The 25,569-nt window shown below is 64.3% G+C and carries 24 protein-coding genes and 1 tRNA gene; 12 read left to right on the top strand and 13 right to left on the bottom strand.

From position 1 onward, the window contains the following. Positions 1 to 2 precede the first annotated feature (2 nt). The 5 genes from prmA (at position 3) to M3A49_RS34760 (ending at position 4,595) form a co-directional block, all read left to right on the top strand. Positions 3 to 899, top strand: a complete 897-nt coding sequence (gene prmA / locus M3A49_RS34780) for a 50S ribosomal protein L11 methyltransferase (protein ID WP_266232938.1) — start codon at positions 3 to 5, stop codon at positions 897 to 899. Positions 900 to 1,035: 136 nt separating this feature from the next. Then, the gene (locus M3A49_RS34775) at positions 1,036 to 2,412 is read left to right on the top strand and encodes a zinc-ribbon and DUF3426 domain-containing protein (protein ID WP_266232937.1); all 1,377 of its coding nucleotides are present in this window, start codon (positions 1,036 to 1,038) and stop codon (positions 2,410 to 2,412) included. Positions 2,413 to 2,518: 106 nt separating this feature from the next. Continuing rightward, on the top strand, positions 2,519 to 3,019 hold the full coding sequence (gene tpx / locus M3A49_RS34770; protein ID WP_028207827.1) for a thiol peroxidase: 501 nt from the start codon (positions 2,519 to 2,521) through the stop codon (positions 3,017 to 3,019). Positions 3,020 to 3,133: 114 nt separating this feature from the next. Continuing rightward, positions 3,134 to 4,075, top strand: coding sequence for a carbohydrate kinase family protein (locus tag M3A49_RS34765; RefSeq protein WP_028207826.1), 942 nt, complete (start codon positions 3,134 to 3,136; stop codon positions 4,073 to 4,075). A gap of 43 nt (positions 4,076 to 4,118) precedes the next feature. Then, positions 4,119 to 4,595 (top strand): glycine zipper 2TM domain-containing protein, encoded by a 477-nt coding sequence (locus M3A49_RS34760; protein ID WP_266232936.1) that lies wholly within the window; start codon positions 4,119 to 4,121, stop codon positions 4,593 to 4,595. A gap of 261 nt (positions 4,596 to 4,856) precedes the next feature. Here the strand turns inward: M3A49_RS34760 and M3A49_RS34755 are convergent, their stop codons facing one another. The 7 genes from M3A49_RS34755 to M3A49_RS34725 form a co-directional block, all read right to left on the bottom strand. Continuing rightward, entirely contained in the window at positions 4,857 to 5,435 is a 579-nt protein-coding gene (locus M3A49_RS34755) for a histone H1-like DNA-binding protein (RefSeq protein WP_254356853.1), read from the bottom strand. 28 nt (positions 5,436 to 5,463) lie between these two features. Then, positions 5,464 to 5,790 carry a hypothetical protein gene (locus tag M3A49_RS34750; protein ID WP_254319317.1) on the bottom strand — a complete coding sequence of 109 codons (327 nt, stop codon included), beginning with the start codon at positions 5,788 to 5,790 and terminating at the stop codon, positions 5,464 to 5,466. Positions 5,791 to 5,883: 93 nt separating this feature from the next. Then, entirely contained in the window at positions 5,884 to 7,107 is a 1,224-nt protein-coding gene (locus tag M3A49_RS34745; protein WP_028207823.1) for a ribonucleotide-diphosphate reductase subunit beta, read from the bottom strand. A 553-nt stretch (positions 7,108 to 7,660) separates the two neighbouring features. Next, positions 7,661 to 10,651 carry a ribonucleoside-diphosphate reductase subunit alpha gene (locus M3A49_RS34740; protein ID WP_266232935.1) on the bottom strand — a complete coding sequence of 997 codons (2,991 nt, stop codon included), beginning with the start codon at positions 10,649 to 10,651 and terminating at the stop codon, positions 7,661 to 7,663. Between the two features lie 559 nt (positions 10,652 to 11,210). Beyond that, positions 11,211 to 11,840: a 1,6-anhydro-N-acetylmuramyl-L-alanine amidase AmpD gene (ampD, locus tag M3A49_RS34735; protein ID WP_266232934.1), complete on the bottom strand. Its 630-nt coding sequence runs from the start codon at positions 11,838 to 11,840 to the stop codon at positions 11,211 to 11,213. Then, positions 11,837 to 12,145, bottom strand: a complete 309-nt coding sequence (locus tag M3A49_RS34730; RefSeq protein WP_266232933.1) for a PP0621 family protein — start codon at positions 12,143 to 12,145, stop codon at positions 11,837 to 11,839. The genes ampD and M3A49_RS34730 overlap by 4 nt, the downstream gene beginning before the upstream one ends. 22 nt (positions 12,146 to 12,167) lie before the next feature. Next, positions 12,168 to 13,097 (bottom strand): cytochrome C assembly family protein, encoded by a 930-nt coding sequence (locus M3A49_RS34725; RefSeq protein ID WP_266232932.1) that lies wholly within the window; start codon positions 13,095 to 13,097, stop codon positions 12,168 to 12,170. Positions 13,098 to 13,213: 116 nt separating this feature from the next. Here M3A49_RS34725 and ffh point away from each other — a divergent pair, with 116 nt between their 5' ends. Together ffh and M3A49_RS34715 are read left to right on the top strand one after the other, a co-directional pair. Continuing rightward, positions 13,214 to 14,581 carry a signal recognition particle protein gene (gene ffh, locus M3A49_RS34720; RefSeq protein ID WP_254343887.1) on the top strand — a complete coding sequence of 456 codons (1,368 nt, stop codon included), beginning with the start codon at positions 13,214 to 13,216 and terminating at the stop codon, positions 14,579 to 14,581. Between the two features lie 148 nt (positions 14,582 to 14,729). After that, a complete protein-coding gene (locus M3A49_RS34715; protein ID WP_254343882.1) occupies positions 14,730 to 15,281 on the top strand; it encodes a hypoxanthine-guanine phosphoribosyltransferase in 552 nt (183 codons plus the stop codon). 87 nt (positions 15,282 to 15,368) lie between these two features. Here the strand turns inward: M3A49_RS34715 and M3A49_RS34710 are convergent, their stop codons facing one another. Together M3A49_RS34710 and M3A49_RS34705 are read right to left on the bottom strand one after the other, a co-directional pair. Then, positions 15,369 to 15,968 (bottom strand): MarC family protein, encoded by a 600-nt coding sequence (locus M3A49_RS34710; protein WP_254343881.1) that lies wholly within the window; start codon positions 15,966 to 15,968, stop codon positions 15,369 to 15,371. A 35-nt stretch (positions 15,969 to 16,003) separates the two neighbouring features. Next, a complete protein-coding gene (locus M3A49_RS34705; RefSeq protein WP_266232931.1) occupies positions 16,004 to 17,740 on the bottom strand; it encodes a proline--tRNA ligase in 1,737 nt (578 codons plus the stop codon). 251 nt (positions 17,741 to 17,991) lie between these two features. Here M3A49_RS34705 and M3A49_RS34700 point away from each other — a divergent pair, with 251 nt between their 5' ends. Both M3A49_RS34700 and M3A49_RS34695 read left to right on the top strand, forming a co-directional pair. Next, positions 17,992 to 18,672 (top strand): RNA pyrophosphohydrolase, encoded by a 681-nt coding sequence (locus M3A49_RS34700; protein ID WP_266232930.1) that lies wholly within the window; start codon positions 17,992 to 17,994, stop codon positions 18,670 to 18,672. Between the two features lie 119 nt (positions 18,673 to 18,791). Beyond that, positions 18,792 to 19,361 (top strand): CNP1-like family protein, encoded by a 570-nt coding sequence (locus tag M3A49_RS34695; RefSeq protein WP_266232929.1) that lies wholly within the window; start codon positions 18,792 to 18,794, stop codon positions 19,359 to 19,361. Positions 19,362 to 19,467: 106 nt separating this feature from the next. On the opposite strand, the gene proB is transcribed toward M3A49_RS34695, so the two are convergent. The 4 genes from proB to rplU form a co-directional block, all read right to left on the bottom strand. Continuing rightward, positions 19,468 to 20,586, bottom strand: a complete 1,119-nt coding sequence (proB, locus tag M3A49_RS34690; RefSeq protein WP_266232928.1) for a glutamate 5-kinase — start codon at positions 20,584 to 20,586, stop codon at positions 19,468 to 19,470. 85 nt (positions 20,587 to 20,671) lie between these two features. Further along, positions 20,672 to 21,775: an Obg family GTPase CgtA gene (gene cgtA / locus M3A49_RS34685; RefSeq protein WP_266232927.1), complete on the bottom strand. Its 1,104-nt coding sequence runs from the start codon at positions 21,773 to 21,775 to the stop codon at positions 20,672 to 20,674. A 200-nt stretch (positions 21,776 to 21,975) separates the two neighbouring features. Beyond that, positions 21,976 to 22,239: a 50S ribosomal protein L27 gene (gene rpmA / locus M3A49_RS34680; RefSeq protein ID WP_028207811.1), complete on the bottom strand. Its 264-nt coding sequence runs from the start codon at positions 22,237 to 22,239 to the stop codon at positions 21,976 to 21,978. A 26-nt stretch (positions 22,240 to 22,265) separates the two neighbouring features. Further along, complete coding sequence (gene rplU, locus M3A49_RS34675) at positions 22,266 to 22,577, bottom strand: 50S ribosomal protein L21 (protein ID WP_007180329.1); 312 nt, start codon at positions 22,575 to 22,577, stop codon at positions 22,266 to 22,268. A gap of 293 nt (positions 22,578 to 22,870) precedes the next feature. On the opposite strand from rplU, the gene M3A49_RS34670 reads away from it, so the two are divergent. The 3 genes from M3A49_RS34670 (at position 22,871) to M3A49_RS34660 (ending at position 25,495) form a co-directional block, all read left to right on the top strand. After that, positions 22,871 to 23,863 carry a polyprenyl synthetase family protein gene (locus M3A49_RS34670; RefSeq protein WP_266232926.1) on the top strand — a complete coding sequence of 331 codons (993 nt, stop codon included), beginning with the start codon at positions 22,871 to 22,873 and terminating at the stop codon, positions 23,861 to 23,863. Between the two features lie 37 nt (positions 23,864 to 23,900). Then, positions 23,901 to 23,977 (top strand) — tRNA-Pro (locus tag M3A49_RS34665). A gap of 198 nt (positions 23,978 to 24,175) precedes the next feature. Beyond that, positions 24,176 to 25,495 carry an HlyC/CorC family transporter gene (locus M3A49_RS34660; protein ID WP_254356864.1) on the top strand — a complete coding sequence of 440 codons (1,320 nt, stop codon included), beginning with the start codon at positions 24,176 to 24,178 and terminating at the stop codon, positions 25,493 to 25,495. Positions 25,496 to 25,569: the final 74 nt, after the last annotated feature.

The raw sequence follows: 25,569 nt of genomic DNA, 5'->3' as shown, positions 1-25,569 counted from the left end.
TCATGAGCTATCGGGAACTGATCGTCGAGCTCGAGCGTGACCGCGCGGAAGAACTTTCCGACGCGCTGATCGAGCTTGGCGCCCTGTCGGTGTCGGTGGAAGACGCCGACGCCGACACGCCCGACGAGCAGCCGCTCTTCGGCGAACCGGGCTTAACACCCGATCGCACCGCGTGGCAGCATTCCCGCGTGATTGCGCTGATCGGCGCCGATCAGGATCCCGCTCTGCTGCTCGCGGCGGCTTCGAACGAGCTGGGTCTCGCCGAAACGCCGAAGTTCTCTCTGCGCGAAGTCGAGGAGCAGGACTGGGTGCGTTTGACGCAATCGCAGTTCGACCCGATCCAGATCGGCGAGCGCATCTGGGTCGTGCCGTCGTGGCACGATGCCCCGGACCCGAACGCGCTCGTGCTCGAACTGGACCCGGGCCTCGCGTTCGGCACGGGCAGCCATCCCACCACGCGTTTGTGCATGGAATGGCTCGAACAGCACGTGCAGCCCGGCAATTCGCTGCTCGACTACGGTTGCGGCTCGGGCATCCTCGCGATCCTCGCGAAGAAGTGCGGTGCGAATCCGGTGATCGGCATCGACATCGACCCGCAGGCGGTCGAGTCGGCGCGCCACAACAGCGAGCGCAATCGCGCGGAGGTCACCTACGGCCTGCCCGACGACTGCCCCGCCGGCGAGTTCGACATCGTCGTCGCCAACATTCTTTCGAATCCGCTCAAGCTGATGGCCTCGATGCTCTCCTCGCGCGTGAAGCCGGGCGGACGCATCGCACTTTCGGGCATCCTCGCGCGCCAGGCCAAGGAAGTCGCGCAGGTGTACGCGCAGTGGATCGACATCTCGGTCTGGCGCGAACACGAAGGCTGGGTCTGCCTCGCGGGCACGCGACGCGCGTAATCCCTGCCCGTTCCGATCAGGCTCGCGCGAGCCTGATCGCGCCCCAAGCGGCAAGGCCGAAGTCGTAGACTGCGGTGGATTGCCAGTAGAATGCGGGTATCACCAATCCTCCGGTCTACCCAGATCCTCGGCCCACATGCTTCTGGCAACGCGCTGCCCCTTCTGTGAAACCGTATTCCGCATCCAGCCCACGCAGCTCGCCGTGCGCCGTGGCCTCGTGCGTTGCGGACATTGTCAGGAAGCGTTCGATGCGTCGGGCAGTTTGTACGAGATGCCCGAAGGCGGCGACTTCACGCGCGCGGTGCCCGTTGCTGCCGAAATCGCGGCCAGCCTGACCTCGACGCCATCGGAGCCGGCTTCACGTTTTGCTGCGCAACCCGCTTCGGAACCCGCCTCACAGTTCGCATCGCAGTCTGCGTCACGGTCCACTTTGCAGCAGCCCGAGGTTCAGCCTGATCAGGCGAATCAGCCCGCAGCGGCAGCGCCGTCGCAAGAGCCGCCCCCAACGCTGGGCGCCACACCCGATTTCACGAATCGCACGTGGGACCCGTGGGCGCCGCCGCAGGACAGCCAGCGCGATCCGCGTCTGAAATACGACGCCGATAAACTGCCAGGGGCGAGCATTGCCCATGGCGCCACGCCTGGCGTTACGCCCGGAGCCGAGTCGCGGGTCGCCTTCGACGACGAACCGACGCTTGGGCGCGCACCACAAGATGCGCCACACGCGCCGGGGGCACCCGCAGCAGCACCGGTACCGCCGCCCCAGCAGCCCGCAGCCGCCGAACCCTTCCCGCCCGCCGCGCGCTGGACGCGCAGCGAGCCGAACCTGGGCACGAGCGGCCCGACCGAGCCGACCTTTTCGGCCAACGAAGCATCGGCTGCGGCCCGCATGAACGACCCGGAGCCCGCGCTGGGCCCCCGCACTCGCGAAGCCGCACCGGAGCCCGCGTTCAGCGCGCTCTCGCCCAGCGACGGCGCCTCCCCCTTCGCTGTCACCCGCGAAGCGCCCGCCCGCCCGCGCGGTTCGCGCGGCCTCGTCTGGCGCATTCTCGGCACGCTCATCGCCATTCTGCTGCTCGCGCTGCTCGTCGTGCAGCTCGCATGGTGGCAGCGCGAAACGGTCATGGTCTACTGGCCCGACTCGCAGTCACTCTATCAGCAGGCGTGCGAGCAGCTCGGCTGCCGCGTGCTGCCGCCGCGCGACATCGACGGCCTGCTGGTCGAGCCGTCCGATCTGCGCCAGGTCGACAACGAGCCGCATCACCTCGAACTGAAGGTGCCGCTGCGCAACCGCTTCAACGTGGCGCTCGCGTACCCCGCCATCGAGCTGTCGCTGCTCGACCGGCAAAACAACATCGTCGTGCGGCGCGTGCTGTGGCCGCAGGACTACGTCACGCCCGGCACCTCCATTGAAGCCGGTCTGCCCGCACGCACCACGCAGACCATGATCGTGCGGCTCGACACGGGCGACGTGGTGGCGTCGAACTTCCGCATCGAGATTTTCTACCCCTGATTTGCCGTCTGTGCGCGGGTGCACTGGCGTGCCCCGCGCGTTTCCCGGCGTCCCGCATCGCGCGGGCGCGCCATTCACCACAACATGCATTCCCGGAGAGCACATCATGAGTCAAGTCACGCTAGGCGGTAACCCGATCGACGTCGCCGGCACCTTCCCGAGCGTCGGCCAGAAGGCCCCGGCGTTCTCGCTCGTCGGCAAGGATCTGAAGCCTGTCTCGCTCGCCGATTTCGCCGGCAAGCGCAAGGTGCTGAACATCGTGCCGAGCCTCGACACGCCGACCTGCGCGACCTCCACGCGCAAGTTCAACGAAGCCGCTGCCGGTCTCAACAACACGGCTGTCGTCGTGATCTCGGGCGACCTGCCGTTCGCCGCTGCGCGCTTCTGCACGACCGAAGGCATCGCCAACGTCGTCACGGCCTCGACCTTCCGCGGCCATGAATTCGCGCAAGCCTATGGTGTGGACGTGACGAGCGGCCCCCTCACCGGCCTGACCGCGCGCGCCGTCGTCGTGCTCGACGAAAACGACAACGTCCTGCACGCCGAGCGCGTGAGCGAAATCAAGAACGAACCGAACTACGACGCCGCACTCGCTGCGCTGAAGTAATCCGGCGGCGGCGCACACGCGCCTCGCGCCTGCACTGCCAGGTCGACGCGCAGGTCGACGCGCAGGCCGGTGCGCCGCCCCCTTCCCCTACCACGCCCTACAGGAATTTCCGCCTTGGCTACGCTGATCTGCGGCTCGCTCGCCTACGACAACATCATGACCTTCGAAGGTCGCTTTCGGGAGCACATCCTGCCCGAGCAGGTGCACATCCTGAACGTGAGCTTTCTGGTGCCGACGATGCGCCGCGAGTTCGGCGGCTGTGCCGGCAATATCGCGTACTCGCTGCATCTGCTCGGCGGCGACGCCCGCATCATGGCGACGCTCGGCGCCGCCGACGCGCGCCCCTACCTCGAACGCCTCGACGCGCTCGGCCTATCGAAGGCGCACGTGCGCGTGCTGGAGGATACGTGGTCCGCGCAGGCGATGATCACGACCGACCTCGAGAACAACCAGATCACCGCGTTCCACCCGGGCGCGATGATGCAATCGCATTTGAACCGCGCCGACGAAGCGCCCGGCATCAAGCTCGGCATCGTCGCACCGGACGGCTTCGACGGCATGGTCCAGCACGTCGAGCAGTTCGCGAAGGCAGGCGTGCCGTTTATCTTCGATCCGGGCCAGGGTCTGCCGCTCTTCGACGGGGCTTCTTTGCGCCGCGCGATTGAACTTGCGACCTACGTAGCGGTCAACGACTACGAAGCCAACCTTGTCAGCCATCGCACCGGCTGGTCGTTCGACGAAATCGCCAGCCATGTCGACGCGCTGATCATCACGCGCGGCGAGCACGGCTCGCAGATCTACCACAGCGGCAAGATCGAGGAGATTCCTCCGGTCAAGGCCGCTCAGGTGCTCGACCCGACCGGCTGCGGCGACGCTTTCCGCGGCGGCCTGCTCTACGGCATCGAGAACGGCCTCGACTGGGCAACCACGGGGCGTCTCGCGAGCCTGATGGGCGCGCTCAAGATCGAGCATCTCGGTCCGCAAAACTATGCGCCTACGCGAGCGCAGATCAACGAACGGTTCAAGGAGGCATTCGGCTACGAACTGCCGAACTGAACGCGGGAGCCGCACACGAACGGCGCCCATTGGAGCTACGGGAATGAAAATAACAAGTCGTCTGATTGTTGCAGCCATGCTCGCGGGGTCGCTCGCGATGTCGGGCTGCGCCTATAACAGCAGTTCCGCCGATGTGTACACGACCTCGCAGGCGCAGCGAGAGCAATCGGTGCGTATGGCCACGGTCGAAAGCGTGCGCGCGGTGAAGATCAGCTCGAACAACGGCCAGCCTAGCGGCCTTGGCGCGATCGGTGGCGGCGCGCTCGGCGCGGTGGCCGGCAGCCAGATCGGCGGCGGCACGGGCTCGATCGTCACCGGCATCATCGGCGGCATTGCGGGCGCCGTGGCCGGCAACGCGGTCGAGAACGGCGTGGCCATGCGCGACGGCCTCGAGATCACGGTGCGCCTCGACAACGGCGACTACCGCGCCATCACGCAAACCGCGACCGGCGAAGTCTTCAACGCGGGCGACCGCGTGCGGCTGCTCTCGAGCGGCGGCGTGACGCGCGTCACGCACTAACGGTTTCCCCTGTACCGCAGCGGCGCCTCGCGCCGGATGCGGAACCTCAGGCGCATGTGCTCCCCTGTGCATGCGCCTTTTTTCATGCCCGCGCGCAGCATGCGCGTGACCTCACCCCAACTATTGCGAACTCCAGACGAAAAAAATCCCGTCGCGGACAACCCAGCGACGGGATCGGGATCGAGCCTTGCGCATCATGCCGCCCGGCCCGGCCAACGAAGCGCGCGTACGACGTAGCCTGCGCGCTTCGTCTCGGACTGCTTACGGACGGCTGCCGGTCGGGAACGGCCATGCTGCGGCCGGATTCAGGGCAGTCTTGACCGTTGCTGCGGGCGCGGACGGTTGCGCAGCAGGGGCAGCAGGTGCGGCAGCGGCCTTCGCAGGTGCCTTCTTGGCAGCCTTCTTGGCGGCAGCCTTCTTCGCAGGCGCAGCCTTCTTGGCAGCAGCCTTCTTCGCAGGCGCCTTCTTGGCTGCAACCTTCTTCGCAGCAACCTTCTTGGCTGCGGCCTTCTTCGCCGGCGCTGCCTTCTTCGCAGCAACCTTCTTCACGGCGACTTTCTTGGCTGCAACCTTCTTCGCTGCGGCCTTCTTCGCCGGAGCCGCCTTCTTCGCAGCAACCTTCTTCACGGCGACTTTCTTGGCTGCAACCTTCTTCGCTGCGGCCTTCTTCGCCGGTGCTGCCTTCTTCGCAGCAACCTTCTTCACGGCGACTTTCTTGGCTGCGACCTTCTTGACCGCGACCTTCTTCGCTGCGGCCTTCTTCGCCGGAGCCGCCTTCTTCGCTGCAACCTTCTTCACTGCGACCTTCTTAGCCGCCGGTTTCTTCTTGGCAGTAGCCATTTTTTTCTCCTTCAGGTTCAGATGAGAGTCAGTTCAAACTACACCCTTCGTCAAAACCCGCTTCCCGCGAACGCTTCTCACGGCGCACGCTGCGAAGCGGGCTATTCATCGGCGTACGCTGATCCCGCGCGCTTACGCTAATGAATGCGGTAAGGCGCGCCGTGCCACGAGGCACAGCGCGCCGAGTCATTCCGGCGTCGGCTACCGACACCGGGCAACGTTCGTTGAAAGCGGCGGCCTCACGACACGCGAAGCCTGCGCGCTTTTCCGGGGGGAAGTTTGCCCATCCCTCTGAAGGGTTCGCAAAGTGCCTGTCACGTCGGTGAGCCAACCTGGCTCCGGGCATGCTTTGCATCAGGCGTTCCTGCTCCTAATCATCATGCCAGTCGAGGCGCCTGCACGGCGCCTCGCGGCAACCCCAAAAGACTTGCACCGCAGTGCGCCCGGGTTATTCCCAGGACAGCGCACCGCCCGTCTGATATTCGATCACGCGCGTCTCGAAGAAGTTGCGTTCCTTCTTCAAGTCGATCATCTCGCTCATCCACGGGAACGGATTTTCTTCGTTCGGGAACAGCTGATCAAGACCGATCTGCTGGCAACGGCGGTTGCAGATGAAGCGCAGATAGCTCTTGAACATCGATGCGTTCAGACCGAGCACGCCGCGAGGCATGGTGTCCTCGGCGTAGCGGTACTCGAGGTCGACCGCATGCTTGAACAGTTCGGTGATCTCCGCACGGAACGCCGGGGTCCACAGGTGCGGGTTTTCAAGCTTGATCTGGTTGATCAGGTCGATGCCGAAGTTGCAGTGCATCGACTCGTCACGCAGGATGTACTGGTATTGCTCCGCTGCGCCGGTCATCTTGTTCTGGCGGCCGAGCGCGAGAATTTGCGTGAAGCCGACATAGAAGAACAGGCCTTCCATGATGCAGGCGAACACGATGAGCGACTTGAGCAGATTCTGGTCGGCTTCGAGCGTGCCGGTCTTGAAAGACGGATCAGTCAGCGTCTGGATGAACGGGATCAGGAACTCGTCCTTGTCGCGGATCGACTTGACCTCGTGGTACGCGTTGAAGATCTCGCTCTCGTCCAGACCCAGCGACTCGACGATGTACTGGTAGGCGTGCGTGTGGATCGCCTCTTCGAACGCCTGGCGCAGCAGGAACTGGCGGCATTCGGGCGCCGTGATGTGCCGGTAGGTGCCGAGCACGATGTTGTTCGCGGCGAGCGAGTCGGCGGTCACGAAGAAGCCGAGGTTGCGCTTGACGATGCGGCGCTCGTCCTCGGTCAGACCGTTCGGGTCCTTCCACAGGGCGATGTCGCGGGACATGTTGATTTCCTGCGGCATCCAGTGGTTCGCGCAGCCCGCCAGGTATTTTTCCCAAGCCCACTTGTACTTGAACGGGACCAGCTGATTCACGTCAGTCTGGCCGTTGATGATGCGCTTGTCGGCGACATTCACGCGCGCTTCGGTCGAGACCGGCGCTTGCGGCGGCGGTGCAACGGCGAAGTCGCTGGCGAAGATGTTGGTCGCCGTGGAAGCCTGAGGAGCGGAACGCAGACCAAACTGCACCTCGGCAGCCTGGACAGCCTGACCCGCGGGGTTGCGCATTGCGTTTTGCTGCGCACCGCTCGACGGAGTTACGGCCGTGATCTCGTCATCCCAGTTGAGCATAAATGTCACCATCAATTTAGATCGGTTTGTACCATCTTTTCGTGAGCGATAAAAGGGTTCGCACACGAAAAATCCTGTTTTCGATTCGCGTTGCGACCTCGATACAACACTTTGTTATCGCATCGTGTCGATTGCATCGCGTGAGCACTGTGTAGAGAACACTGATTCGTCGTGCTCACTTCGCATGTGCGATGTGCTTCGAAGGTCTTCGCGACATCGAGAGCGTGTGTGAAAGACGGGGTTCGCCGCGCGCTTTTCGCTCGCGCTGCGAGTGCGTTTTCACTCGCCGCTCACTGCTTGCCGCGCGCGGCGCTGGAAGCTCGCGCGGCCTGAGTCTTGTCCCTGCGAGAAACTCCAGGGATTCCTTCCTGTTGCCTCTTTCGCGTACTGCAGCGCGCGCGGTGCGCGTTGCCGGGAGAGTCGGCGCGCATTGCGCGCGCCTCGTTCGCTGTTACATCTCGCTACGGCTACTTCGACTACTGTTTACTACTGATGCTTCGGTCCTCGCATGATGCGAGCGGCGTTGCACCGCACGCATCATGCGCAGCCAGCTTTACTGGCAAGCCTCGCACTCTTCGAAGCCGGGGTCGCCCGGACGCATCATGCACACCGGACCATCTGCTTCCGGCGTCGCTTCAACCGCGGCTTGCGGTGCGGCCTGCATCGTGGTCGACCCTGCTGCACCGCCGAATGCGCCGCCCGTTGCGCCGCCAAACGCGCCGCCTGCATTGCCGCCACCTTCGCCGCCCGTCGGCACGGCGTTGAGCGCGCCGTGCGCAACCGTCGACTTCTCGACGTGCGTAGCCCCCATCGTGCGCAGGTAGTACGTGGTCTTCAGGCCGCGCACCCATGCGAGCTTGTAGATCTCGTCGAGCTTCTTGCCCGATGCGCCCGCCATGAAGATGTTCAGCGACTGCGCCTGGTCGATCCACTTCTGACGACGCGATGCGGCTTCGACGAGCCACGTCGGGTCGACTTCGAACGCCGTTGCATACACAGCGCGTAGATCGGCCGGCACGCGGTCGATGCGCGAGAGCATGCCGTCGAAGTACTTCAGGTCGGCGACCATGACTTCGTCCCACAGGCCGCGCGCCTTCAGGTCGCGCACCAGGTAGTCGTTCACCACCGTGAATTCGCCCGAGAGGTTCGACTTCACGTAGAGGTTCTGGAACGTCGGCTCGATGCAAGGCGACACGCCGATGATGTTCGAGATGGTCGCGGTCGGTGCGATCGCGATGCAGTTCGAATTGCGCATGCCGTGCGTCGCGATGCGCTCGCGCAGCGACGTCCAGTCCATCGACTCGCTCGAGTCGACTTCGACGTAGCCGCCGCGTGCTTCGGCGAGCAGCTTGAGCGTGTCCTGCGGGAGGATGCCGCGATCCCACAGCGAGCCGCGGTAGGTCGAGTAGCGGCCGCGCTCGGCTGCCAGCTCCGTCGACGCCCAGTACGCGTAGTAGCAGACGGCTTCCATCGAGCGGTCGGCGAACTCCACGGCTTCCTGCGAAGCAAACGGCGTGCGCAGAACGTGCAGGCAGTCCTGGAAGCCCATGATGCCCATGCCCACCGGACGGTGCTTCAGGTTCGAGTTGCGCGCCTTCGACACCGCGTAGTAGTTGATGTCGATGACGTTGTCGAGCATGCGCATCGCCACGCTGATGGTGCGCTTGAGCTTGTCGTGGTCGAGCGCGAACGTGCCGTCGGCCTGTTCGACCATGTGCGCGACCAGGTTCACCGAGCCCAGGTTACACACGGCGATTTCGCTGTCGCTGGTGTTCAGCGTGATTTCCGTGCACAGGTTCGACGAGTGGACGACGCCCACGTGCTGCTGCGGCGAACGGATGTTGCACGGATCCTTGAACGTGATCCACGGATGGCCGGTTTCAAACAGCATGCCGAGCATCTTGCGCCACAGTTGCGCGGCCGGCAGCTTCTTGAACAGCTTGATCTCGCCGCGCGCGACCTTCTCTTCGTAAGCCGTGTAAGCCTGTTCGAACTCGGCGCCGAACTTGTCGTGCAGATCCGGGCAGGTCGAGGGCGAGAAGAGCGTCCAGTCGCCGCCTTCCATCACGCGCTTCATGAACAGGTCGGGAATCCAGTTCGCTGTGTTCATGTCGTGGGTGCGGCGGCGGTCGTCGCCCGTGTTCTTGCGCAGCTCGAGGAATTCTTCGATGTCGAGGTGCCACGATTCGAGGTAGGCGCACACCGCGCCCTTGCGCTTGCCGCCCTGGTTCACGGCGACAGCCGTGTCGTTCACGACCTTCAGGAAGGGAACTACGCCTTGCGACTTGCCGTTGGTGCCCTTGATGTGCGAGCCGAGCGCGCGCACGCGCGTCCAGTCGTTGCCCAGACCGCCGGCAAACTTCGAGAGCAGCGCGTTGTCCTTGAGCGCTTCGTAGATGCCGTCGAGGTCGTCGGCAACCGTCGTGAGGTAGCACGACGAGAGCTGCGAGCGGTGCGTGCCCGAGTTGAACAGCGTGGGCGTGGACGACATGAAGTCGAACGACGAGAGCACGTTGTAGAACTCGATCGCGCGCGCTTCGCGGTCGATCTCGTTGAGCGAGAGGCCCATCGCGACGCGCATGAAGAATGCCTGGGGCATTTCGATGCGCGTGCCGCCGACGTGCAGGAAGTAGCGGTCGTACAGCGTCTGCAGGCCGAGGTAGCCGAACTGCAGGTCGCGGCTCGCGTCGAGCGCGTTGCCGAGACGCTTGAGGTCGAACTGCTGGAGCTTGTCGTCGAGCAGGCCGGCTTCCACGCCGCGCTTGATGAACTGCGGGAAGTAGTCGGCGTAGCGCACGGCCATTTCGGCTTGCGTCACTTCCTCTTCCAGAATTTCGCGACGGATCGTGTGCAGCAGGATGCGCGAGGTCGCCTGGCTATACGCCGGGTCCTTTTCGATCATCGTGCGCGCAGCGAGGATGGCCGAGTCGTAGACCTGGGTCATCGGCACGCCGTCGTACAGATTCTTCACCGTTTCCGCGACGATCGGGTCAGCGTTGACCGCGTCGCCGAGACCGTCGCACGACGAGGCGATCAGCGCGCGCAGTGCCTGCATGTCTAGCGGGCGCGTCACGCCGTTGTCCGTGACGTTGATGCCGGGCGCTGCGCTCGCTGCCGTTTCCGGCGCTTGCGCGCGCTCCTGGTTGCGCTTCTCGCGATACAGCACGTAGGCGCGCGCGACGTTGTGCTCGCCACCGCGCATCAGCGCGAGTTCGACCTGATCCTGGATGTCTTCGATATGGAACGTGCCGCCGTTCGGACGGCTGCGCACGAGTGCGCGCACGACGTTCTGCGTGAGCTGCTCGACGAGCTCGCGCACGCGCGCCGAAGCCGCGCCCTGGCCGCCGTTCACGGCGAGGAAGGCCTTCGTCATCGCGATCGCGACTTTCGAAGGTTCGAACGACACCACGCTACCGTTGCGGCGAATCACCTTGTGGTCGGCGAACTGCTGCGCGCTCGTCTGGCCGTCTTGCGGTTGGCCACCCAGTGCGTGCGCGGCGGGCGCGCCTTCATACCGGGTCGAGACGTTATCGGTCGTTTGCATGTGCAAAGCTCCTGGGTCCTGGAAAGGTGCGAAGAGAGTTCGCGGATTAAGACGGACGCCGACGTCGTGCCCCCGTGTGCACGCTCGATCGGGCAGAGAAAAAAGTCCAGCCTGGCGAGGCTGCCGGATGCGACAAGGCAGATGAATCACAGACTGCTTCGGTCTTCATCGTGGATGTCGCGATCATTGGCTGTACCTTCTCTCTCGATTACAGCCGGTGCGCCGGTTCTCTCGGCCGACGGCACCGTACAAAGTTTCTGTTTTTTCTATGCTGGTAACGCGCGCGGCGCCTTGCGCGTGAAGCGGGGCGCCGCAGTACAACACAACATATGGTGTGAAGCCTTGTTTCAGGTACAAAGTATAGTGGAAGAAACAATACGATCAAACGGCTTTTTTTGCTGGTCCTATCTTGACAAGGCTACAAGCCAAGCAGCGCGGGCCTTGGCGGCGAGCCCCCCTTCGAGTGGTCTGCGAGACGCGCGCAAAGACCCTGCGTTTGCGCGCGAGAGGTGCTTATTTCTTGTGCAGCTGGCGAGGGTTTAGCGGGCGCTTGAGCGTGTCACGACGCCGCGTTCTGAGCGCCGTGCCCCTGGATATAGGGGAAGCTGGCATCGGCGAGCTGCGTATCGTGTTTGAGGCGCGCCCAGTCGAAGTGCGGGCCGGGATCGGTCTTGCGCCCAGGCGCGATGTCCGAATGGCCCGCCAGCGCCTCGATCGGATAGTGCGCGACGAGCGCCTTCACGAGCGCCGCGAGCGTGGCGTATTGCGGCGCCTCGAAGGCCGTCGTGTCGCTGCCTTCCAGTTCGATGCCGATGGCGAAATCGTTGCAGCGCTCGCGCCCGAAGAAGCTCGACGCGCCCGCGTGCCACGCGCGCTCGTCGCACGAGACGAACTGCTCGAGGGCGCCATCGCGATGAATGACGAAGTGCGCCGAGACGCGCACGCCGCGCAGGTTGGCATCGAAGTAAGGATGCGCGTCGCAGTCGAGGCGGTTGAGAAAGAGATCGGCGATCTCAGGGCCGCCGAAGACGTTGGGCGGCAGACTGATGTTGTGGACGACGATGAGCGTCGGCACGGCGCCTTGCGGGCGGGCCTCGAAGTTGGGCGAAGGTAGGTGGCGCGCGCCGGGCACCCAGCCCTGCGCATCGACTGCGTACGCGCGCGATCCTGGCGATGCGGCAGCACTCATCGTGCGGGGCGATCCTGGGCCGTGGTGCGCGCGTCCCAGGCGCGCGCGTGCTCGGAACTGCAGAACGAGCGCGCGCCGACATTCACCGATTCACTGCGCGGCGCATGCACGCCGCACTCGGCGCAGCGCACCATCGGCTCGGGCAGCGCAGCCTTGCCGCTCGCGCTCGCGCCGCCATTGGCGTTGCGCGCGGCGCCCTGCTCCGGCTGCGCACCGGCACGCGTTTGCGTCTGCGCACGGCGCAGCGCCTTGACGAACCACTGTCCGACCACGAACAGCAGTACGAGGAGAAGAATCTGTCTCATCGGAACACGCGACTCACACGACTCAAACCACAGGGCGGTGCAGCAGCACCTCGAAGACGAAACGGCTGCCCACATAAGCGAGCAGCAAGGCGATGAACGATGCGATCACCCAGCGCAGCGCAGCGCGGCCGCGCCAGCCGGAAACCTTGCGAGCGGTGAGCAACGCGCCGAACATCAGCCACGAAAGAATCGCGAAGACGGTCTTGTGATCGAGCGAAAGCGGCCGGTCGATCAACTGCTCGCTGAACACGATGCCCGAGACGAGCGTGGCCGTGAGCAGCACGAAGCCCGCGCCGATCAGGCGGAACAGCAGCTTTTCCATCGTGAGGAGCGGCGGCAGCGTCTCGATCCAGTTCGACAGCCAGCCGCCGCCGCGATTGCTCGCGTTGCGCTGGAAGCCGGCGCCCTTCAGGGCATGCAGCCGGCGCTCGACGGCGAGCATCAGCACCGCGTGCAGCGCGGCGATCGCAAAGAGCCCATAGGCGATGTTCGCGATGACGAAGTGCAGCTTGAACATCGGCGCGGCCGCGTAGGGCAGCACGCGCACCCCGCCGAATACGAGCGGCAGGATCGACGCGACGGCCGCCAACGGCAGCAGCAAAAGACGCAGGCCGTCGAGCGCAAAGAAAAAGCTCTCGATCCAGTAGATGCCCGCGCCGAGCCAGAACATGGCCGACAACGCGAAGGCGAAGCCGAACACCATTTCGTTGGCGGGGAAGATCGTCATGTGCAGCAGCACGCCGTGCGCGGCGAGCGCGACGAAGAGCAGCGCACGGGAAAGCGGGCCGAAGGTCCGGGCGCGCAGGGCGTCGCCGCCCGCGCCGAGCGTCACCGGAACGGGCGGCACGCTGCCTAGCAGCGGCGCGGTGCCAGCGCGGCGCAGCGCGCGCCAGTCGGCGGCGCACAATCCGCCGTACAGGAGCACGGTGAGGGCATACAGTACAATATCCATGTTCGAAGTTTACTATAGGCCCCCTGGCCGCGCGCTCACGTAACGAATCGGCGACGAAACGCGGCGCGTTCCCGTTTAGCGCGCGCGGGCGGGGCCGCACTGCTCACCGCCTCCCCATGCTCGACAATCTCACTCAACGGATGGCGCGCGTCGTCAAGACGCTGCGCGGCGAAGCCCGGCTGACCGAAGCCAATACGCAGGAAATGCTGCGCGAGGTACGTCTCGCCCTGCTCGAAGCGGACGTGGCGCTGCCCGTCGTGCGCGAATTCATCGCCAAGGTGAAAGAGAAGGCGCTCGGCGAGGATGTGATCGCCAGCCTCTCGCCGGGCCAGGCGCTCGTCGGCGTGGTGCAGCGCGAGCTGACCGCCGTGATCGGCGGCGACTACGAAGGCAAGGCCGCCGAACTCGATCTCGCCGTCACGCCGCCTGCCGTCATCCTCATGGCGGGTCTGCAGGGCGCCGGTAAAACCACCACCACCGGCAAGCTCGCCAAGCTCCTGCGCGAGAAGTACAAGAAGAAGGTACTCACCGTTTCGTGCGACGTCTACCGCCCTGCCGCTATCGCGCAGTTGAAGACGGTGACGGAACAGGTCGGCGCCGACTTCTTCCCCTCGCAGCCTGACCAGAAGCCCGTCGAGATCGCCGCCGCGGCGGTCGACTGGGCCAAACGCCACTATCACGACGTGCTGCTCGTCGACACGGCCGGCCGCCTCGGTATCGACGAGGCGATGATGAACGAGATCACCGCGCTGCACTCCACGCTCAAGCCGGCTGAAACGCTCTTCGTGGTGGACGCCATGCTCGGCCAGGACGCGGTCAACACCGCGAAGGCGTTCAACGACGCCCTGCCGCTCACCGGCGTCGTGCTCACCAAGCTCGACGGCGACTCGCGCGGCGGCGCGGCGCTCTCTGTGCGCCACATCACGGGCAAGCCGATCAAGTTCGTCGGCGTCGCGGAAAAGCTCGACGGCCTCGAGGTGTTCCACCCGGACCGCATGGCGAACCGTATTCTCGGCATGGGCGACATTCTCGCGCTCGTCGAGGAAGCGCAGCGCGGCGTGGACGTCCAGGCCGCGCAAAAGCTCGCCGACAAGGTCAAGAAAGGCGGCGACTTCGACCTCAACGATTTCCGCGCGCAGCTCTCGCAAATGAAGAACATGGGTGGCCTGTCGTCGCTCATGGACAAGCTGCCCGCGCAGTTCCAGCAGGCCGCCTCGGGCGCCAACATGGGCCAGGCCGAGAAGCAGATGCGCCGCATGGAAGGCATCATCAACTCGATGACGGCCGCCGAGCGCGCCAAGCCCGAACTCATCAAGGCCACGCGCAAGCGCCGCATTGCGGCGGGCGCCGGCGTGCAGGTTCAGGAAGTGAACCGTATGCTCAACCAGTACGAGCAGATGCGCACCATGATGAAGAAGCTCAAAGGCGGCAATCTGCAAAAGATGATGCGCGGCATGAAGGGCATGATGCCGGGCATGCGCTGATCCTGCGGGCCGCGCGGCGCACATCGCGCGCGCTGGCGGCCCCACTCGACGCGGCGCGCGACGGACCAAATGCGCGGGTTTATGCTGTAGCGCGCGCCGCCGTTATTTTCCACACTTCAATAGCTACAGCTACCTTCCCGCCAGAGTCATGAATCGCGAAGAAGCCCTGCACATTATCCGCCACTCCGAAGAGATCGTTTCGGAGGGCGACGTCAATGCGTCGATCGGCCGGATGGCCGAAGCCATCCGCGCCGAGATCAGCGAGGACTTCCCGCTCGTGCTGTCGGTGATGGGCGGTGCCGCCGTGTTCACCGGCATGCTGCTGCCGCACCTCGACTTCCCGCTCGAGTTCGACTACATCCACCTCACGCGCTACCGCAACGCGATCAAGGGCAGCGCCGAGATGCAGTGGCGCGTGGCGCCGCGCGAGTCGGTGAAGGACCGGGTAGTGCTCGTGCTCGACGACATCCTCGACGAAGGCGAGACCATGGCCGCGATTCGCGACCGCATCATGGACATGGGCGCGAAGCGTTTCCTCTCGGCCGTGCTGTGCGAAAAGACCCTCACGAAGGCCAAGCCGCTGCATCCCGACTACTGCGGCTTTTCGGTGCCGGACCGCTACGTGTTCGGCTGCGGCATGGACGCCAAGGGTTACTGGCGCAATTTGCCGACCATCCGCGCGCTGACCGAAGGCGCGTGAAGCGCGCGTCGACTTTCTGACGCACCATGAAAAAAAGCAGCCCGCGGGCTGCTTTTTTGTTGCCTGCGACGCCCGCTGCACGCGACGTCAGAGGTGATGCACGAAGTTGGCGATTCCCGCGAGGATCATCTCCACCGATATCGCCACGAGAACGAGACCCATCAGCCGCTCGAAGGCCGTCACCACGCGCTCGCCCAGCAACTGCTGGATGCGCTCCGCCATCACCAGCACGATCGCGCAGATCACCATCGTCACGACGAGCGCCGTCATCCATTCATAGAGTTTGCCAGGCGCCTGCGAGGTGAGCAGCATGACCGTAGCAAGCGCCGAAGGCCCCGCCAGCGCGGGAATGGCGAGCGGCACGATGAGCGGCTCGCCGCCCTTGTCGCCGCCGCCGAACGGGCCGCCCGGATGCGGAAAGATCATGCGCAGCGCGATGAGGAACAGCACGATGCCGCCGCCGATGCGCAGCGAGGTATCCGTGAGCCCCATCATGCGCAGGAAGCTGTTGCCGGCGACCATGAAGATGAGCAGGATCACGAACGCAATCGCGACCTCGCGCAGGATCACGATCGCGCGGCGCTGCTTGGCGACGCCGCGCAAGCAGCTGATGAAGAGCGGAATATTACCGAGCGGGTCGGTGATGAGGAGCAGCAGGACCGTAGCGGACAGAAAACTATACTCCACGCTCGCAGCGCCCCTTTAACCGTGATGGATCGTCGTTAAACCGCGAGCGCCGCGCGGATCTTCTGCGCCACCGTCTGCACGGCCTCATCGGCCGGCAGCAGCGTCGCTTCGGTATCGCGGCGGCCCTGGTACTCGATCTTGCCGTCCTTCAGGCCGCGCTCGCCGATCACGAGACGATGCGGCACGCCGATCAGCTCCCAGTCGGCGAACATCACGCCCGGGCGCTCGCCGCGGTCGTCGAGAATCGCGTCCACGCCCGCTTGGACGAGTTCGTTGTAGACGCGCTCGGCGCGCTCGCGCACGAGCTCGCTGCGGTCCATGCCCATCGGGCACACGACGACCTGGAACGGCGCGATCGACTCAGGCCAGATGATGCCCTTCTCGTCGAAGTTCTGCTCGATGGCTGCACCGAGAATACGCGTGACGCCAATGCCGTAGCAGCCCATCTGCATCGGCGCAGGCTTGCCGTTCTCGGCGAGGAAGGTGGCGTTCATCGCTTCCGAGTACTTCGTGCCGAGCTGGAACACGTGGCCCACTTCGATGCCACGGCAAATGTCGATCACGCCCTTGCCGTCCGGCGAGGGATCGCCCTTCTTCACGTTGCGGATGTCGGCGACGACCGGCTCCGGCAGGTCGCGGCCCCAGTTCACGCCCGTGGTGTGGAAATCGACTTCGTTCGTGCCGACCACGAAATCGCTCATGTTCGCGACCGTGCGATCGGCGATCACCTTGACCGGCTTCTTCGTGTTGAGCGGCCCGAGGTAGCCCGGCGGCGTGCCGAACCACTCGACGATTTCCGCTTCGGTCGCGAAGCGGAAGCCGCTCAGGCCTTCGAGCTTGCCGACCTTGATCTCGTTCAGATCGTGGTCGCCGCGCAGCATCAGCAGCCAGATGGTGGGCTCGGCGCCTTCGTTGTCCGTCGCGAGGATGATCGACTTGATGGTGCTTTCGAGCGCAATGCCGAGTAGTTCGGCGACTGCCTCGCACTTGGCCGCGCCCGGCGTGGGCGTTTTCGTGAGCGCCTGCGTGGGGGCGCCGCGCTGCGCGATGAGCGGCAGCGCTTCGGCGGCTTCGACGTTGGCCGCGAAGTCCGAGGTCGGGCAGTAGGCGATGTCGTCCTCGCCCGTTTCCGCGATCACGTGGAATTCGTGCGAGCCGCTGCCGCCGATCGAGCCGTTGTCGGCCGCGACTGCGCGGAACTGCAGGCCGAGACGCGTGAAGATGCGCACGTAAGCGTCGTACATCTTCTGGTACGAGAGCTTGAGACCTTCGACGTCCTTATCGAACGAATACGCGTCCTTCATGATGAATTCGCGCCCGCGCATCACTCCGAAACGGGGACGGATTTCGTCGCGGAACTTCGTCTGCACCTGATAGAAGTTCACCGGCAGTTGGCGATAGCTCTTGATCTGGCCACGCGCGATGTCGGTGACGACCTCTTCGTGCGTCGGGCCCATCACGAAGTCGCTCTGCTTGCGATCCTTGAAGCGCAGCAGTTCCGGCCCGTATTGTTCCCAGCGACCCGATTCCTGCCACAGCTCGGCCGGCTGCACGGCCGGCATGAGCAGCTCGATGGCGCCGGCGCGGTTCATTTCCTCGCGCACGATCTGCTCGACCTTGCGGATCGAACGCAGGCCGATCGGCAAATAGTTGTAAATGCCGCCAGCGATGCGACGGATCATGCCCGCGCGAACCATCAGCTTGTGGCTGACGATTTCCGCGTCAGCGGGCGCTTCCTTCAGGGTACCGATAAAGAAACGGGAGGCTTTCATTCAAATTATCCAAAAGCGGCGGCCCGGTGCAGACCGCCCGAAGAAGTGACCAACGGAGGAGTTCACGAACCCGCCATTATGACAACGTGCCGGGTCCCGCGCCGATGACGCCGGCCAGATTCGAAGCCGATCGCGCCCCGAGACCGTTTTGCGCGGTCGCCGCCATTCGCTCAACTTTCCTGAGGGCGGGTGCGTGAGGACCGTTATCTGTTTATAATCAAAGCAATTTTAAAGGATTCGAAGGTGGTTGTATGCTGGATCGTGAGGGGTTTCGCCCGAACGTCGGCATCATCCTCTTGAACGCGCGAAACGAGGTGTTTTGGGGCAAGCGGGTTCGCGAACATTCCTGGCAGTTTCCGCAAGGGGGCATCAAGTATGGTGAAACCCCCATGCAGGCAATGTTTCGGGAGTTGCACGAAGAAACCGGTTTGCATCCGGAGCACGTCAAGATCGTCGGTCGCACACGCGACTGGTTGCGTTATGAGGTGCCGGACAAGTTCATCAAGCGCGAAGTGCGCGGCCATTATCGCGGCCAGAAACAGATCTGGTTTCTGCTGCGCATGGTCGGGCGCGACTGCGATATCTGCCTGCGGGCAACGGAGCATCCCGAGTTCGATGCGTGGCGCTGGAACGAATACTGGGTGCCGCTCGAAGCGGTCATCGAGTTCAAGCGGGACGTCTATCAGCTCGCACTGACCGAGCTCTCGCGCTTCCTGCGCCGGCCCGCGCCGCGTCAGGAGCGCCTGGGCGTGCAGGCTCACGAGGTGCGCTACCCGCGCATCGTGACGTCGGCGCACGCAGACGCGGTGCACGCCGAGCCGTACGAGGTCGTGGCAGAAAGCGTACCCGAACGTACGCCGATCGAAAGCGATTGCGCGTCGGCGCAGAGTATCATCGAGCCTGCGCAGGACGAGCAGGATCAAGGGGCTTGAGCCAACGCAAAGAACGCCCGAACCGGCGGGGCCCGGCGCATCACGCGCCGGGCCCCGCCGGTTCGCATTCGCGGCGCAGTTCGTTCGCAACTCGCGCCCGTGCTTCGAGGAAAACCAATTTGAAACGATTTGCTCTTGCTGCGGCATGCGCCGCAGGCGGTGTGCTGCTTGTGTCGGGACTGGCCGCGTGCTCCAGTTCCGGTCCCACGAACAAGGACGACAGTACGTTCGTCTACCTTCTGGACCGCAAGGGCGAATGGCAGGAAAACAAGCTCGAGGGCCTGCCGCCGCTGCCGCAGGCAGGCGCGACGCTGCTGCCGTTCGACGTCTCGAACAATTCGCCGCTCAAGTTCGCAGTCGACCCTGCCGCGCTCACGGTCGGCACGGACGGCGTCGTGCGCTACACGATCGTCATCACGAGCCCGAGCGGCGCGCGTAACGTGAACTACGAAGGGATTCGCTGCGACACCTACGAGTGGCGCCTCTACGCGAGCCTCGATGCCGATCACAACGGCTGGGACCAGACCGTCGCGAACAACTGGTCGCGCATCGAGAACGGCACGCTCAACGCGTACCAGTCGAGGCTTTATCAGGACTACTTCTGCGCCAACAAGATGCCGATCGCGAAGGCGTCGACCCTCATCGAAAATCTACGCTACGGCCGCACGCAGTCGACGCTGGTGCGTTAACGACCAAGCCACGGCATGCTGTGATGGGCATGAAAAAAGCCGCTGCGGCCTTTGGCCACAGCGGCTTTTTAGCTTTTGGCGATGCGCGGCTCGCTGGGAACGGCCGTCAAACCAGCACTAGATTGTCGCGGTGGATCAACTCCGGCTCGAGCATATAGCCGAGGATGCCCTCGATCTCGCCGCTCGGATGACGCTGGATCAGCTTCGTTTCCGCGCTGCTGTAGTTGGTGAGCCCGCGCGCGACTTCCACGCCCGCGCCGTTCAGGCAAGCGATCACTTCACCGCGGGCGAACGCACCTTGCACGCCGGTCACGCCAATGGGCAGCAGACTCTTGCCGTCCGCCGTGAGCTTCTGCACCGCGCCGTCGTCGATCACGACGTGGCCGCGCACCTGCAGGTGGTCGGCCATCCACTGCTTGCGCGCCGCCATGCGCGCCGTGCGTGCGATGAGCTGCGTGCCGATCGCCTCGCCCGCAGCCAGACGCACGAGTACTTGCGCTTCGCGCCCGCTCGCGATCACCGTGTTCGCACCGCTATGCGCGGCGCGCTTGGCCGCGAGGATCTTGGTGAGCATGCCGCCGCGGCCGATGCTCGACCCCGCGCCGCCCGCCATTGCCTCGAGCTCCGGCTTGCCTGCATCGGCTTCCTGCACGAGCGTCGCGCTCGGGTCCTTGCGCGGATCGGCCGTATAAAGGCCGCTCTGGTCGGTGAGGATGATGAGCGCATCGCCTTCGATCAGGTTCGCGACGAGCGCGCCGAGGGTGTCGTTGTCGCCGAACTTGATTTCGTCGGTGATCACGGTGTCGTTCTCGTTGATGATCGGCACGACGCCGAGGCGCAGCAGCGTGAGCAACGTGGAGCGCGCATTGAGATAGCGTTCGCGGTCAGCCAGGTCGGCGTGCGTGAGCAGGATCTGCGCAGTGCGGATGTCGTGCTCGGCAAAGCGGCTCTCGTAGACCTGCGCGAGCCCCATCTGCCCGACTGCCGCGGCAGCCTGAAGCTCGTCGATCTCGCGCGGCCGCCTGGTCCAGCCGAGCCGTTGCATGCCTTCGGCGATCGCGCCCGAACTCACGAGCACGACCTCCTTGCCCTGCGCACGCAGCGCCGCAATCTGCTCGGCCCAGCGGCCGATTGCCGCATGATCGAGCCCGCGGCCGTCGTTGGTGACGAGGCTCGAACCGACTTTCACTACCAGACGCCGCGAATCGGCGATGACGGAACGCATGCTGCGCGGTCTCCCAAATGACTGATGACGCGTGAAGTGTCCTTGGCGCGGCCAGCGCGGCTCGCGCGCCGGCCGGTGCGACGAATTACTCCTGCGGCTGCTGCGCGTTCCCGCCTTGCCCCTCGCGGAAGCGCACATCGGATGCGAGGTCTTCGGCTTCGGCTGCACGGCGCGCGTCGGAGTGCGCGGAGACGTAGTCGTACACCGCGTAACACAGGTTTTCGCAGCCCTGCCCCGTGAGCGCGGAAATCTCGAACACGGGACCGTCCCACTCGAAGCGCTTCACGAAGTCGGCAATGCGCTCGGCGCGCTCGTCCTCCGGCACCATGTCGAGCTTGTTCAGCACGAGCCAGCGCGGCTTGTCGTAGAGCGTCTCGTCGTACTTGCGCAGTTCGCCGACGATCGCCTTGGCCTCCACAACCGGATCGACGCTTTCGTCGAACGGCGCGAGGTCGACCAGATGCAGCAGCAGGTTCGTGCGCTGCAGGTGGCGCAGGAACTGGTGACCGAGGCCCGCGCCTTCCGCCGCGCCTTCGATCAGGCCCGGAATGTCGGCGATCACGAAGCTCTTGCTCGGCCCCACGCGCACCACGCCCAGATTCGGCGCGAGTGTTGTGAACGGGTAGTCGGCAATCTTGGGCTTCGCGTTCGACACCGAGGAGATGAACGTGGACTTGCCCGCGTTCGGCATGCCGAGCAGGCCGACGTCGGCCAGCACTTTCAGTTCCAGCTTGAGCATGCGGCGCTCGCCCGGCTTGCCGTCGGTCTTCTGACGCGGTGCGCGGTTCGTGGACGACTTGAAATGCAGGTTGCCGAGGCCACCCGCGCCGCCCTGCGCGACCATGACTTGCTGATCGTGCTCGGTCAGGTCTGCGATCAACTCGCCCGTGTCCTGGTCGGTGATGACCGTGCCCACCGGCATGCGCAGCGTGATGTCGTCGCCGCCCTTGCCGTAGCAGTCGGAGCCGCGGCCGTTCTCGCCGTTGCGCGCCTGGTGCTTCTTCGTGTAGCGGTAGTCGATGAGGGTGTTGATGTTACGGTCCCCGACTGCGTAGACGCTGCCGCCGCGCCCGCCGTCACCGCCGTCCGGCCCGCCGAACGGGACGAACTTCTCGCGTCGCATCGACGCGCTGCCATCGCCCCCATCGCCGGCGATGACTTCGATCTTCGCTTCGTCAATGAACTTCATGAGTTACTCCGTCCCGTGGATATCGATATTTTGCCCGCCATGGCCGAAACTGGCCAACCCGGGCGAACGGCCAACGACGCTCCGCAAGCCAACGGAAGCCCGTTACGACCCCGAAAGACTGCGGATAAATAAAAAGGCCCCGCAAACTTCGCGGGGCCTTCTTTGCGTCGCGTGTAGCCCGCTCGCGAGCGGTCTAAAGCTTAGGCCGCTGCCGGGACGACGTTGACCAGTTGCTTGTTGGCTGCGCCCTTGATCGTGAACGCGACGTGGCCGTCGACCAGCGCGTAGAGCGTGTGGTCCTTGCCGATGCCGACGTTCAGGCCAGGATGCATGCGCGTGCCGCGCTGGCGAACGATGATGCCGCCTGCAAGGATCGCCTGGCCGCCGTACACCTTCACGCCAAGTCGTTTCGACTCTGAGTCGCGGCCGTTACGTGACGACCCGCCTGCCTTTTTGTGTGCCATTTGTTTGCTCCTTTACCTGCGTGCGCTTACGCGTTGATCGCGTCGATGCGCAGTTCGGTGTAGTTCTGGCGGTGGCCGCCATGCTTCTGGTAGTGCTTCCGGCGACGCATCTTGAAGATGGTCACTTTGGCGTGTCGGCCTTGCGACACAACGGTGGCCTTGACGGAAGCCCCACTGACCAGCGGCGTACCGAACTTAATCGATTCGCCTTCGCCCACTGCGAGAACCTGGTCGAGCGTGATTTCTGCGTCAATGTCAGCCGGTATCTGTTCTACTTTAAGTTTTTCGCCAACGGCAACTTTGTACTGCTTGCCGCCGGTTTTTATGACCGCGTACATTGAGAACCTCACTCTGAGTAATCTTTTCAGGCACACTGCGCGCCCGAAACCTTAGATTATACATAGAGTTAGCTCCGCGGTCAAAAGACATGCAAGTCCGTTGCGCGACGGCTAGCGAGGGGTTGGGGGCCCGTCAGACAGGCTCCAGGGCTATCCGCACGGCATAGCGCCAGCGTCCATGCGGCCGCCCGGGCCGCGCGAAAATAGAGGGAGCCATCGGCAGGGCGGCAGCGGAGCGTCCGGGATGCAGTCGATTCGCCTTATAATCCGCGGCACTACCCCTATTTGCCATCATGTCGTCCACCGCCACTCCATCCCCTAGCGCAGCCACCCTGCTTGCCCCCATCGCCAGTGACATGGAGCAGGTGAATCGTGTCATCCGGCAGAGCCTGGCGTCCGAGGTGATGCTGATCAACCAGATCTCCGAGTACATCATCGGCGCGGGCGGCAAGCGGCTGCGTCCGGCGCTCCTGCTGATGGTGGCCGGCGCGCTCGGCGACCACGGCACGGAGCGCCATGTGCTCGCGGCGGTCGTCGAGTTCATTCACACGGCGACGCTCCTGCACGACGACGTCGTCGACGAATCGGACCTGCGGCGCGGCCGCCAGACGGCCAACGCGCTGTTCGGCAACGCCGCCAGCGTGCTGGTGGGCGATTACCTGTATTCGCGCTCGTTCGAGATGATGGTGGGCGTCGGCAAGATGCGCGTGATGGAAATTCTCTCCGCCGCCACGACGATCATCTCCGAAGGTGAAGTCCTGCAACTGCTGAACATGCACGACGCCGACGTGGACACCGACCGCTACATGCAGGTAATCCGCTACAAGACCGCCAAGCTTTTCGAAGCCGCAGCGCAGCTCGGCGCGGTGCTTTCGGGGGCGGATGCGCACATCGAGGAAGCCGCGGCCGAATACGGACGGCGCATCGGCACGGCATTCCAGATCATGGACGACTGGCTCGACTACACGGGCACGCCTGAATCGATGGGCAAGAACGCAGGCGATGACCTGCGCGAAGGCAAACCCACGCTGCCGCTGATCTGGCTGATCGAGCACGGCACGGCGGCGGAAGCCGCGCTTGCGCGCGAAGCGATCGAGCAAGGCGGCACGACGCGCTTCGACGAAATCTTCGCGGCGATTACGCGCTCGGGCGCGCTCGAGCACACGCTGCAATGCGCGCGCACCGAGGCGCAGGCCGCTGCCGACGCGATTTCAGCGTTCCCCCCTTCCATTTACAAAGATAGCCTGCTAGAATTATGTTCTTACTCGACGACGCGCCAGTCTTGAAACAGACGAAGCGGATTGTGGAGTCCAGCAGTCAATTCGGGGTGTAGCTTAGCCTGGTAGAGCGCTACGTTCGGGACGTAGAGGCCGGAGGTTCGAATCCTCTCACCCCGACCAGAATTCGAAAAAAACCGCGCATGCATTGCGCGGTTTTTTTTCGTCTGTACCTTTTGTACTGCGTCCTGTCCCGGCAACTCGCGGCGCACCGCCCCTCGCGCAGCCGGCAGCGGCCTTGTCCGTTCGGCCAGTCGCCCTGGAACTGCGGTACCCCTCTGTTATAGTTTCCCCATCCGCCCCCCCTCATTTTCTCGACGCGTGGACCACCTTCCCTTATGGGCGCAGATTGGCGCCGTCTTCGTCCTGCTCATCTGCTCCAGCTTCTTCTCCATCTCCGAAACGGCGATGATGGCGCTCAATCGCCATCGGCTCAAATACCTCGCCAATCACGGCACGCTCGGCGCGAAGACCACCCAGAAGCTGCTCGCGCGCACCGACCTGCTGCTTTCGGTGATCCTGATCGGCAACAATCTCTTCAACACCATCATTCCGGTCCTCACGACCTCGATCGCGCTCCATACCTTCGGCCGCAACAACCTCGTGCTGTCGATCGCTACGGGCATCGTCGCGTTTCTCATCATCGTGTTCGCGGAAATCACGCCGAAGATTGTGGGCGCAACGTTTCCGGAGAAAATCGCGCTGCCCGCGAGCCTGTTGATCGCGCCGCTCATGCGTGTGACGAAGCCACTTATCTGGTTCGTCAACATGTTTGCGAACACCATTCTGCGCATCCTGCACATCAATACGCACAAGGCGCATGACCAGCGGCTCTCGACCGAGGAGTTGCGCACCATCGTGCTCGAGTCGGGCAGTTTCATGCCGACCAAGCACCGCAGCATCCTCCTCAACCTGTTCGATCTGGAGAACATCACCGTCGACGACGTGATGATTCCGCGCCGGCGCATCGAGGCGCTCGATTACGACGCCCCGCTCGAAGACATCCTGCATCAACTCGAGACCTGCTATCACAACAAGCTGATCGTCTATCAAGGCGACATCGACCGCGTGCTTGGCGTGCTGCATGTGCGCAAGACGCTGGCTGCGCTGCACAACCAGGAGTTCGAGCGCGAGACGCTGCGCGAACTGCTCGCCGAGCCGTACTTCGTGCCCACGGGCACGCCCGGGTTCCAGCAACTTCAGTACTTCCAGGAAAGCCGCCATCGCATCGCGCTCGTCGTGAACGAGTACGGCGAGATGGAAGGGCTCGTGACGCCCGAAGACATCATCGAGGAACTGATCGGCGAATTCACCACGTCGATGCCGCGCAGCGGCACCGGACGCGGCGGCTGGAACGACGAAGGCGAATGTATCGTGCCGGGCAGCATGCCTTTGCGCGAACTCAATCGCTGGCTCCATATCAAGCTGCCCACGGACGGTCCCAAGACGCTCAACGGCCTGATCCTCGAAGTGCTCGAAGAGATTCCGGAAGGCGACGTGTGCCTGCAGATCGGCGACGTGAAGCTCGAAGTGCTGCGCAGCGACGACCAGGCCGTACGCACGGTCAAGCTCTTCAAGCCTGGCGCCAAGCCGCGCCAGGGCACGCTGCAAAAGGCGAAGAAGCTGCTGCCGGGACGTTAGCCGTCCGGCCAGGTGGCGGCGCCGTGCGCCGCACGCCATGATGAAGGCGTCATCTGTTCGAGGCGGCTTCGCGC

This window comes from Paraburkholderia sp. CNPSo 3076, assembly GCF_026343935.1.
Classification (GTDB): domain Bacteria; phylum Pseudomonadota; class Gammaproteobacteria; order Burkholderiales; family Burkholderiaceae; genus Paraburkholderia; species Paraburkholderia nodosa.
This window is presented reverse-complemented; position numbering and strand designations above follow the sequence as displayed.